Origin of the sequence: Tessaracoccus bendigoensis DSM 12906 (genome assembly GCF_900141915.1) — a bacterium.
In the GTDB taxonomy this organism is placed as follows: domain Bacteria; phylum Actinomycetota; class Actinomycetes; order Propionibacteriales; family Propionibacteriaceae; genus Arachnia; species Arachnia bendigoensis.
This window is the reverse complement of sequence record NZ_FQZG01000099.1, coordinates 1-11,404: the sequence shown is the minus strand read 5'-3', so window position 1 is coordinate 11,404 and position 11,404 is coordinate 1. Positions and strand designations below refer to the sequence as shown.

At 67.0% G+C, this 11,404-nt stretch carries 8 protein-coding genes and 1 pseudogene; all 9 read right to left on the bottom strand.

The genetic code is table 11. From position 1 onward, the window contains the following. Positions 1-197: 197 nt before the first annotated feature. Positions 198-1,922, bottom strand: a complete 1,725-nt coding sequence (locus tag BUC15_RS17505; RefSeq protein WP_073190986.1) for an ABC transporter ATP-binding protein — start codon at positions 1,920-1,922, stop codon at positions 198-200. 14 nt (positions 1,923-1,936) lie between these two features. After that, the gene (locus BUC15_RS17500; protein WP_073190985.1) at positions 1,937-2,917 is read right to left on the bottom strand and encodes an ABC transporter permease; all 981 of its coding nucleotides are present in this window, start codon (positions 2,915-2,917) and stop codon (positions 1,937-1,939) included. Positions 2,918-2,926: 9 nt separating this feature from the next. Beyond that, positions 2,927-4,432 carry an ABC transporter permease gene (locus BUC15_RS17495; RefSeq protein WP_073190982.1) on the bottom strand — a complete coding sequence of 502 codons (1,506 nt, stop codon included), beginning with the start codon at positions 4,430-4,432 and terminating at the stop codon, positions 2,927-2,929. A 154-nt stretch (positions 4,433-4,586) separates the two neighbouring features. Further along, the gene (locus BUC15_RS17490; protein WP_073190979.1) at positions 4,587-6,443 is read right to left on the bottom strand and encodes an ABC transporter family substrate-binding protein; all 1,857 of its coding nucleotides are present in this window, start codon (positions 6,441-6,443) and stop codon (positions 4,587-4,589) included. A gap of 149 nt (positions 6,444-6,592) precedes the next feature. Continuing rightward, the gene (gene tsaD / locus BUC15_RS17485) at positions 6,593-7,636 is read right to left on the bottom strand and encodes a tRNA (adenosine(37)-N6)-threonylcarbamoyltransferase complex transferase subunit TsaD (protein WP_073190975.1); all 1,044 of its coding nucleotides are present in this window, start codon (positions 7,634-7,636) and stop codon (positions 6,593-6,595) included. Next, positions 7,629-8,114 (bottom strand): GNAT family N-acetyltransferase, encoded by a 486-nt coding sequence (locus tag BUC15_RS17480; protein WP_073190973.1) that lies wholly within the window; start codon positions 8,112-8,114, stop codon positions 7,629-7,631. The genes tsaD and BUC15_RS17480 overlap by 8 nt, the downstream gene beginning before the upstream one ends. Beyond that, complete coding sequence (gene tsaB, locus BUC15_RS17475) at positions 8,111-8,755, bottom strand: tRNA (adenosine(37)-N6)-threonylcarbamoyltransferase complex dimerization subunit type 1 TsaB (protein ID WP_073190969.1); 645 nt, start codon at positions 8,753-8,755, stop codon at positions 8,111-8,113. Before tsaB ends, BUC15_RS17480 begins: the two co-directional genes overlap by 4 nt. Continuing rightward, a complete protein-coding gene (gene tsaE / locus BUC15_RS19210) occupies positions 8,752-9,669 on the bottom strand; it encodes a tRNA (adenosine(37)-N6)-threonylcarbamoyltransferase complex ATPase subunit type 1 TsaE (protein ID WP_245788032.1) in 918 nt (305 codons plus the stop codon). The genes tsaB and tsaE overlap by 4 nt, the downstream gene beginning before the upstream one ends. Before the next feature lie 45 nt (positions 9,670-9,714). Then, positions 9,715-11,016: pseudogene (locus tag BUC15_RS17465) on the bottom strand (DEAD/DEAH box helicase); the annotation flags it as partial. Positions 11,017-11,404: the final 388 nt, after the last annotated feature.

Sequence of the window (11,404 nt, the reverse complement as noted above, 5' to 3'; positions counted from 1 at the left end):
GGTGTTGTCAGCAGTCGATGCCCGATGGACCGCGTTGACTTGCGGATCCTGGGTGGTAACGCCCACGCTCCGCTCGTCCCTCGCAAGGCGGCTCAACCGACCGCGCGAGGCGGCTCAACCGACGGGTGGTAACGACCACGCCTCGTTCGTCCCTCACGAGGCGGCTCAACCGACCCGTGTTCCTCAACCACCGTTCGCTACTGCTGCAACTCCCTTGTGTCGAGCTCGACCACCGTGTCGCCCAACTCCTTCAACAAAGCGTGACGTTCGTCGCGACGCACCTTCTGCTCAATCGGGTTCGGGACGGGGGCCGCTGCCAGAAGGCGCTTCGTGTATTCCTCCTGCGGGTCCAACAACACCTGCTCACGCGTGCCGCGCTCGACGATCTTGCCGTACTGCATCACGACCACCCGGTGCGCCAGCGCGTCGATCACCGCGAGGTCATGCGAGATGAAGAGGCACGCGAACTCGAAGTCGCGCTGCAGGTCCGTGAACATCGCAAGCACCGAGGCCTGGACCGACACGTCCAGCGCCGATGTGGGCTCGTCGGCGATCAGGATCTCCGGACGCAACGCCAACGCACGGGCGATCGAGACCCTCTGCCGCTGGCCTCCGGAGAGTTCGTGCGGGTACCGGTTGTACGCGGAACGCGGCAGCTGAACGGCTTCGAGCAACTCGTGGACGCGCTTCTCCCGCTCCGCCTTGTCACCCACCCCGTGCACGCTCAGCGGTTCGGAGATCACGTCGCCGATCGGGAATCGCGGGTTCAGCGAGGCCGCCGGATCCTGGAAGATGACTCCGATGCGCTTTCGCAGCGCCTTCATCTGCGCGCCCTTGATCGAAAGCAGGTCCTGCCCGAGGACCGAGACCGCGCCGGATTCCGATGGGATCAGGCCGAGCAGCGCCCGCCCGATGGTCGACTTGCCGGATCCCGATTCGCCCACCAGCCCGACGATCTCGCCGCGCCTCACGTCGAAGCTCACGTCGTCAACCGCACGGAACGGCTTCTTGCCGGCCCGCTTGTACTCGACGATCAGGTTCTCCACCGACAACGCAGTCTCGGTGGCCGCCCCGACATCGGCCGGGGCAGCGCCGAACTGTCCGGGCCCCTGGCCGAGGTGCGGTACGGCGGCGAGCAGCTTCTTGGTGTAGGGGTGCTGCGGGTTGAGCAGCACGTCGCTGACGGGGCCTCGCTCGACCACATTGCCCTTGAACATCACCGCCACGTTGTCGGCCATGTCGGCCACCACGCCCATGTTGTGCGTGATCAGTAGGATTCCGGTGTTCAGCTTGTCCTTCAGCGAGCGGAGAAGGTCGAGGATGTCGGCCTGCACCGTGACGTCGAGGGCGGTGGTGGGCTCATCGGCGATGATGACGTCGGGGTCGCAGGACAGCGCCATCGCGATGACGACGCGTTGCCGCATGCCGCCGGACAGCTCGTGCGGAAACTGGTTGACGCGACGCTCCGGGGCCGGAATGCCGACGGCTGCCAGCAGGTCGATCGCCCGCGCCCACGCCTCGCGCCCGAACGCGACGCCGTGCACCTCCATCGACTCGGTGAGCTGCTCACCGATCTTGATCACCGGGTTCAGCGCCGTCATCGGCTCCTGGAACACCATGGCGACCTTGTTGCCCCGGACGGCCCGCAGCTCACGGCCCGAGAGGTCACCGATCACCTTGTCGCCGACGACCGTCTCGCCGGTGATGCGGGCGGTCTTCGGCAGGAGCCCGAGGGCGGTGGTCGCCGTCACCGACTTTCCGGACCCCGACTCTCCCACCAGCGCCATCACCTCGCCGGGCTCGACGCTGAGCGTCAGGCCCTTGACCGCGTGGACGGTGCCGAACTCGGTGCGGAACTGGACGTCGAGGTTGTCGAACTTGAGCACCGGATTCTCGCCGGTGAAGATCTTGTTTTCGGTCATGATCGTGGGTTACCTCAGTCCATCTGCTGACGGGGATCGAAGGCGTCGCGCAGGCCGTCGCCGATGAAGTTGATGCAGAGCGAGAACACCAGGATGAACATGCCGGGAATCCAGAACAGCCACGGGCGTCCGGTCAGTGCGGTCTGGTAAGTGCTCACCAGGAGGCCGAGCGACGTATCGGGTGCCCGGACGCCGAAGCCCAGGAATGAGAGCGCGGTCTCGGTGAGGATGGCGGCCGAGATCAGCAGCGTCGCGTTGACGACGATGGTGCCGAGCGCGTTTGGCAGGATGTGCCGCACGATGATCCTGGGCCCTGGGGTGCCGAGCGCGCGGGCAGCCATCACGAACTCGCGCTCGCGCAGCGACAGCACCTCACCTCGCACCAGACGGGCCAGGCCCGTCCACGAGACCAAAGCGAGCACCAGTGCCAGCATCACGATGTTGCCGCCGGCCATGCGGCCGAGGACGGCAGCGAGCACCAGCGTCGGGATGATGATGAACAGGTCGGTCATCCGCATCAGAAACGCCTCGGTGATGCCGCGGTAGAACCCCGCGATGGCTCCGATCGCGGTCCCCACGACCGTTGCCAGGATCCCGACGGTGAAGGCGATCAGCAGCGACTGCTGCACGCCCCGCATCACCAGCGCGAAGTAGTCCTTGCCCGTGGTGTCCTGCCCGAAGGGGTGTTCGCCGATGGAAGGGGGCCACAGCTTGACGGTGGGTTCTCCGTTGCCAAGCTTGGGATAGGTATCGATGAAGGTCTTGTCCCACCACCCTGGAATCGGGCCGTAGCCGATCGAGGTGATGGCCAGCAGGACGATGAAGATGAGGATCACCAGCGAAACCATGGCGGCCTTGTGCCGGAGGAACCGGCGGCGGACGAGCTGGCCCTGTGAGAAGGAGCGGGTGTTGGTCGTCTCGACATCATCCTCGATGGAGAACCTGGTGTCGGTCTCGGGTTCCACGGAGGGCATCTGGTTGTTCGGATCAGTCATGACAGGCTCCTATCGCGCGATCCGCGGGTCGAGGAAGGCGTAGGCGATGTCCGCCAAGAGGTTCATCACGACGGCGGCGGTGCCTGTCACCAGGTAGAACGCCATCACGGGTGGCGGGTCTACCGCCGCGAGCCCCACTTTGAACATGTTGCCCATGCCCTGCCAGCCGAACACGGTCTCGGTGATGACCGCGCCACCGATGAGGCCTGCGAAGTCGAAGGCGACGATGGTGGCGAGCGGGATCAGAGAGTTGCGGAAGGCGTGCCGGGTGATCACCTTGCGTTCCGAGACGCCCTTGGAGCGTGCGGTGCGGATGTAGTCCTGGTTGAGCACGTCGAGCATCGAGGCGCGGGTGTAGCGCGTGTAGCTGGCGATCGAGATCAAGGTCAGCACGACGGTGGGTAGCACCAGGTGTGTCGCTGCGTCGATGAAGTGGCCCCAGTAGTCCGAGGAGAAGTTGGGGGTGGCGGAACCGATGGTGGGGATCGGACGGGGGTTCTGCGTCAGGTAGCTGTTCCAGTTGCTGAGCATCAGGTCGGCGAGGGCGACCCCGGAGGCCACGACCGCAACCAGACATGAGGCGATGATCGCCTGCTTTCGGCTGAAGCCGCCAAGCGCCAGCCCGCTCACCACCGCGGCGGCGATTCCTCCGAGGAAGCAGAGGAAGAGCATCAGGGTCGTGGGGTTCGCCATCAGCGGCCCGCGCATGACCGCATAACCGACGATACTCAGCAGCGCCGTCAGGGCGATGGCGTTTCGGACCCGCTTGTTCTGGGGGCCCGAGGTGAGCATCAGCACGATCACCGCGGCTGCCAGCACCACGACGGCGTACAGCGGAACGCCGAGCATGGGGCGGCGGAACCACTGGACCGCCGAGAAGTAGAACAAGGCGCCGGCGAACACCACGGCGGCGATGCCGAAGCTGATCAGGCGCTGCTTCCATGGTCCGCCGAGCGCGGCGACCAGAATGAACGCGAGCACGACTGCTACCACCACGATCTGTATCGGGGTGAATCTCGCCTCGACTATCCAGTTGTTGAACTCGATGGCGGCATAGTGCTTGAGGAGCACCGCGGCCCAGAAGACTGGCAGGGAGAAGAACACGAAGGCCATGAAGGTGACGGCGTAGTCGAATCCGCTGTATTGGCGAATGGCGGTCAGGACACCGAGGATGACGCCGATCACGATCGCGAGGACGGTGGCGATCACCACGAGCCGCAAGGTCGAGCCGGCCGCCTGGACGACGAGATCGTTGACGCCTTGCCCCTTGATGTCCTGCCCGAGGTCGCCCCGGAACACGCCGGTCAACCAGTTCCAGTACCGCTCATACCAGGGATCGTTGAGGCCCATGTGGGCGATCCGCTGCTTGATGAGGTTCTCCCGGTTGGGGCTGTTCGACTCCCGGTACTCGGCGAGGGGGTCTCCCGAGTTGATGGTCAGCACGAACATCAGGAACGAGCCGAGCACGAGGATCAGGAATGAGATCCCCAAGCGCTTCGCGATGTATCTGATCACTAGTGGTCCTTCGAATACAAAATGACGACCCCTACGTCTGCGTCGGGCCAATCGTTGGCCGATCCTACGCCAGTTCGGGGAAGGTGACGAGCCGCAACACTGAGGAGCAGGCGACCAAGGCCGCCTGCCCCCTTACCGTGTCAGTGCCCCACGGTCAGCTCAGCACCCACTGGGGCGCGTTCCACACGACCTGATCCTGCGTGGCGGTCGAACGGACGTTCTGGACGTTCGATGCCGACGCCGACAGGCCCGGGTGGGCGAAGATCGGGATACCGAAGAGGGTGTCCCAGAGTTCCTTCTCGATGATCTTCGTCTGCTCGAGGTGCACGTCCTCGTCGAGGGTCGAGGTCAGCGTTGCCCACGCCTGGTCGACGGTCTCATTCGAGTACTTGCCGAAGTTCTGCGCCTTGTTGGTGCCGTAGATGTTCTGGCCCGAGGTGATCTGACCGGAGCCGGCCCAGGCGTACAGCGCCACCTCGTAGTCACCGTTGGGCATCTCGGTCTCGAAGAACGACTCCGAGTTCGAGTCGATGACGTTGAACCCGGCGTCCTTGCAGGAGGCCGCGATCTGGGCGACCTGATCTGCGCGGCGCTGGTTTCCGGCACGGTAGCCGAGGCGGACGTCGATCGGGGTGGCGACACCGGATTCGGCGACCTTCTCCTTCGACTTCTCGATGTCGACCTCATCGAAGCGGCCGTCGTAGGCGGCGGCGACGACCTCGTCGTACTTCGGCTGCTGGAACGGGAACACCTCGCGGGCGTTCATCACGACGGCGTCAGGGTTGATCGGCTTGATCAGGTTGTCGACGATCGTCTGGCGCGGCACGCAGTAGGCGAAGGCTTCGCGCAGCGCGATACCGCCGGCGTCGTCTGCGAACACGTTCTTCGGGGCGTCCTTGACGGAACGGAAGTTGAAGTCGAGGTGCTCCCAGGTCAGGGTCTCGTAGGTGTCGACGTTGACGGAGTCGCCGATACCGTCGAGCTGCGTGAGGGTGTCAACGGTCGGCTGCGGGTTGATGACCTGCACGTCGCCGTTCTGCAGCGCCTGGGCCATCTGGGCATCTTCAATGAAGCGGAAGATCAGGTTCTCCGTGCCAGCCGGGGTGCCCCAGTACTTGTCGTTGGCCTCGAGCGTCAGGGAGTTGCCGGACTGCCAGCCGCCTTCCTTGAGCTTGTACGGGCCCGAGGAGGGAACCTCTGACATGTCGGGCAGCTGACCACCCTCGAAAAGCCAGCCGGTGTTCCAGAAGTCTGCCGCCTGCTTGACGGTCTCTGCGTCGCGGTCCAGGATCGCCTGGGCCAGGGCATCGGGCTCAAGGCCCGACTTCTGCGCGACGATGTGTGCCGGCAGCGGGGGTGTCACCATCAGCTTGTAGTCCGGGTAGGGCGCCGTGTAGGTGGTGGTGAACGTCTTGCCGTTGACCTCTCCGACGGGACCCTCGGGCACGAACTCGGCGAAGGACGAGGAGACGTGATCGAAGATCGCGGTGGCGTCGGGGTTCTCGCCGTTGGCGAAGCCGGGCACCAGGAACTCGGGGTTCTGTGCGGCCCAGTCGAGCAGGAAATCGTTGACGGTGACGGGGGTACCATCCGACCAGACGGCCTCGTCCGAGATGGTGTACTCGACGACCATCGGGTCTTCCGAGGTCACCTCGAAGGTGCCGAAGGCCTCGTTGTTGCAGATGGTGCCGTCGGTGCCGAAGTAGACGAACCCTGAGAACATGTGCGCCGAGACGGCGGAGTTGTACGTCGAGTAGGTCTTGGAGGTCACCGAGTTGTAGCCGGTCCAGTCACCGGGGCCGCCGGTGTAGCTGACCTGGCCTTCCTTGGTTTCGGTGATGCCGACATCCTGCATGCAGGCCTCCGGACCGGTGGCCGTCCCACCACCGGTGGTCTGGGTGCCAGCCGATGGGGTGCTGGGGCTCTCGGCCTCGGGGCTGGTGCACGCGCCCAACAGCAGGGCAGCGCTCAGCGCAAGGCCGAGCCCTGCGCTCGTCTTCCTGAACTTCATTGAATCTCCTTGTCGTGGACCGACATAAAAGGGGCCCGGAGGGCCATCGTGATTCAGGACATTAGCGAGTTAACGTTCAAAAGGGCTAGCCGTGTCGCGCGTTGACACCAGATCGTTACCTAGTTGTTGTCAGTTCCGAAGCTGTGCTATCAGACCACGACCGTGGAGACGGGCAGCCCGGAATGTGCCGAGAACTCGTTCCCGGAGGGCCCGACCCCTGCCACGATCGCCTCGCTGGCAACGGCCGCGATCATCGCACCGTTATCGGTACAAAGCGCCGGGCGCGGGCGCCGCAGTTCGATCGCGACCGCGGCCGCGCGTTCCTCCAGGAGCGCGCGGAGCCGCGAGTTGGCGGCCACTCCCCCACCGATCAGGATGGAACTGACCCCGTGGTGTTGTGCCGCGTCGACGGTCTTGGCCGTCAGCACGTCACAGACGGCCTCCTGGAAGCTCGCGGCCACATCCGCCACCGGCACCTCCCAACCTTCGAGGCGGCGCCGTTCGACCCAGCGGGCCACTGACGTCTTGAGGCCGGAGAACGAAAAGTCGAAGCGGTGCTTCTCAAGGTCGTGTTTCGCGGTGAGCCCACGCGGGAAATGGATGGCATGCGGGTCGCCCTGCTGGGCCGCCTTGTCGATCACCGGCCCCCCGGGGTAAGGCAGGCCGAGGATGCGGGCGACCTTGTCGTAGGCCTCGCCCGCGGCGTCGTCGATGGTCGAGCCGACCTCCGTGATCTGTGTGGCGATGTCCTCGACGTAGAGCAGCGACGTGTGGCCGCCCGAGACCAGCAGCGCAAGCGAGGGCATCGGGAGCGCCCCGTGGTCCAACAGGTCGACGGCGACATGGCCGACCAGGTGGTTGACGCCGTACAGCGGCTTGTTTAGGTAGGCGGCCAGCGCCTTGGCGGAGGCGACACCGACCACCAGCGCACCCATCAGGCCGGGACCCGCTGTGACGGCGACGGCGTCAAGGTCTGCGAGGTCGACGTCGGCGGTGGCCGCGGCGCGTTCGAGCGCCGGGATCAGCGCGGAGAGGTGCGCGCGGCTGGCGACCTCCGGGACGACCCCGCCGAAGCGGACGTGCAGGTCGACCGAGCTGGCGACCTCGTTGGCGAGCAACGTCCGGCCGCGGACGATTCCGACGCCAGTCTCGTCACAGGAAGATTCGAGACCAAGAACCAGTGGCTCATTCATGCATGTCCTCCACGTCCCACATGCCGACGGAGTCGACGTCCACGCCTTCAAGGAAACGTTCAAGCACCAGCGCGTCCGCGCCGGGACCGTAGTAGTCGGCGCGCCGGGCAACCTCATGGAACCCGTAGCCGCGGTACAGCGTCACCGCGGGCGCGTTGTCGTGTTCCACCTCGAGCAGCATCCGGGAGGCGCCCAGCCCGATGGCCCAACGAAGTCCTGACACGAGCATCACGCGAGCCAACCCCAGCCGGCGCCGTGTCGTCGACACCACGATGCGGTGGAGGTCGGCGACGTCGTCGACCAGCTGGAAACAGGCCGCACCGACCACCTCGCCCGATTCCATCCGGGCCACTAGCACGAGTCGACCATCGCCTTCCAGCTCCGCCCGCCACGCATCCTCGGACCATGGGACGCCGAAATTGGTCTCCAGGGCGGTGATGGCCGCCAGGTCGCCCGACGCCGCCGGCTCGACCATCATCGGGCGCGCAACCTGGGTAGCGCAGACTTGGGTTTACCCGGCACGGTCGCGTCGGCGGGCCGTAGGTAGTAGGGCTCGTCCCCCGCGACCTCGAGGCTGCGCCACCGCGCGGCCAGGACCCCCGGATCCAGGCGATCTGGGCCGCTCAACTCGAAGAGCTCGCGGTACGGCTCGGGGACCGCCCCCGCGACCGGGAGCTCGGGCAGCATCGTCGGGTCGCTGACCTGAGGCGCACCCTCCGGGGTGCCGTCGGCCAGGTAGACCCGCCAGTAGAGTTCCCGCCGCCGAGCGTCGGCCGCGACGACGAACCGTTCGGGGGCACCGAGGTCTGCGAACTCACGGGCGACGACGTCGAGCGAACAGACGCCGTGGGGGGTCCGGCCGGCCGCGTACGCCAGCGTCCACGCCGTCGCGACCCCGACCCTCAGGCCCGTGAATGGGCCGGGCCCCATCCCTACGACGAACTCTTCGACATCGGTCAGCCCGATCCCTGCGGTCGCACAGGCGCGCAGCACCGACGGGAGCAGTTGCTCGACATGGGCGCGGGTGTCCTCGACGACCTCGCGGGCGACGATCTCCTCACCGTTGGCCAGACCGACGGCCACGTGGTGGCTGGTGTCGATGCCGAGGGTCCAGGTCATGCGGGCCTCCTGAGGGTGTCGAGCACGCCTGCCCAGCGCTCCCCTACGCCGGTCAGGTACACGGTTCTTTCGTCCGAGTCGAGCCCGCGGACGATGTCGATCTCGAGACGGTCGGCCGCCAGCCATTCGGCCAGCCCACCGCCCCACTCGACCAGGGTGACGGCGTCGGCCAGGGACGCGTCGAGGTCGATGTCGGCAAGCTCCGAAGCGTCGCCGAGGCGGTAGGCATCGACGTGTACCAGGCCGGGCCCGTTCCCCCTCGCGGGATGGACGCGCGAGATGACGAAGGTCGGTGAGATCACGGGCCCTTCGACGTCAAGCCCTTCACCGATGCCCTGGGTGAGCGTGGTCTTGCCCGCGCCGAGGTCGCCGGTGGCGACCAGCACGTCACCGGCACGGAGCACACCCGCGAGGCGGCGGCCCAGGTCGCGCATGTCGTCGGCGGTGGGCACGTCGACCACGACCGGAAGGTCGCGCCCCATCCAGACCCCGTTGGGGGCCGGTTCCAGCACGTTGAAGCCGTGTTCCTGCCACCAGGAGATCAGCTCAGGAAACTCGGTGCGCGCCACCAGTTTGGCGCGGGATGCACCGAGGTCGGCCGCCACGGACAGGGCTGAAGCGATCATCGACCTGGCCACACCCCGCCCGGCGACCGTGGGAACCACGGAGACGCGGCGCAGGGTGACCACCCCGTCTGCGATCTCCAGCAGGACACACGCCTGCATCACGCCGTCCGACTCGACCACGATTCCGGCACCCTCCCGGAGCGCCAGGGCGATGTCCGCCTCGCCGTCAGAGAGCGCCGCGGCAGGCGGGTCGACCGGTCGACGAGCCGAGAATGCGGCCCTGATGACGCGTAGCATCTCGGCGGCGTCAGCAGGGGTCGCGATCCTCAAGGTGAGTTCAGGTTCCATGGCGATCCGATATTAGTAGCGACGGCCCTGACGCTGCTGGCGGTATCCACCGCGGCCGCGGCCTCCCCCGCGCTGACCGTCGGGGCGACGGCGCTGCTGCTGCTTCGGTGCGATCAACTTCTGGTAATCGGCCTCGGCGATGGCCACCCCTGACGTCGGACGGGCACCGGTGGCCTCCCGCAGCTCGGGGGTTCCCGGCTCGACGTGGATCGGTTCGGCACCGACCCCGGCTTGGCCGAGCAGGCGACGGGCCAGCTTGCGCTGATGGGGAAGGACGATCGTGGCGACGACACCCTCGTGGCCCGCGCGTGCGGTCCGGCCGGCGCGGTGCAGGTAGTCCTTGGAGTCGTGCGGCGGATCGACCTGCAGCACGAGCGTCACGTCGTCCACATGGATTCCACGGGCGGCGACGTCGGTGGCGACGAGCACCGGCACGGCACCTTCACGGAAGGCCGTGAGGATCCGAGCCCGTGCACCCTGCGTCAGGCCTCCGTGCAGCGCCCCGGCCATCACGCCCTGTTCGCGCAACTGGGTGGCGATACGGTCGGTGCCCATCTGCGTGCGGGCGAACAGCACGGTGCGACCCTCACGGTTCGCGATCTCGGCCGTCACCTGGTTCTTGTGGTGTGGCTTCACGATGAGGGGGCGGTGCACCATGGTGGTCACCGATGCCTTCTCGGAGTCGACCTCACGGGTGACGGCATCGTGCAGGTACTTCTTGACGAGCTTGTCGACGGCGTCGTCCAGCGTCGCGGAGAACAGCAGACGCTGCCCGTCCCCGCACGCGTCGAGGAGGGTGCGCACGTCGTTCATGAAGCCCAGGTCGGCCATGTGGTCGGCCTCGTCGAGGACGGTGATCTCGACCTGGCTGAGGTCCGCGGCGCCCTGCTCAAGCAGGTCGATGAGGCGACCGGGGGTCGCGACGACGACGTCAACGCCACGCTCGAAGGCGCGCAGCTGCGGGCCGTACGACATGCCGCCGGCGATCAGCGTCAGGTCGATACCGACCGCGGCGGCAAGGGGCGACAGGTTGTCGGCGATCTGCAGAGCCAACTCGCGGGTCGGCGTCAGGATCATGGCCCTCGGCGCGCCGACGGGTGAGCCCTCGGCGAGGCGGGTCAGCAGCGGCAGGCCGAACGCGAGCGTCTTGCCCGATCCGGTCCGGCCACGGCCGAGCACGTCGCGCCCGGCGAGCGCGTCACCGATGGTCGCGGCCTGGATCGGGAACGGCTGCGTGATGCCCTGGCCTGCGAGGACCCGCACGAGGGGTTCCGCGACGCCCAGCTCGAAGAAGCCCGAGGCGACCTCGCCCTCGACGGCGTCCGCGGTGGACGCCGTCCAGCTCATCTGGTCGCTCTCGTCGTCGAAGCTGTTGTGGCCCTGGAAGTCGTTGTCGCGGCGTTTGCGGTCCTCACGGCCGTATGGCTCATGCGAGCGGCGGGTGTCGAACCGGTTGGATGGGCGGTACGACTCGTCATGGCGGCGGCGGTCGCCGTCCCTGCGGTCTCCGCGGTCGTCCCTGCGGCGGTCCTGGAACCGGTCGTCGCGGGGAGCCCGATCGTCGCGACGATCCTGGTAGCGGTCGCTGCGGGGGCCACGGTCGTCACGCGGACGATCCGCATAGCGGTCGTCGCGGCGGCCCTGGTAGCGGTCGTCACGCGGGCCACGGTCGTCACGGGGACGATCCGAATAGCGATCATCGCGGCGACCCTGGAACCGGTCATCACGAGGGCCA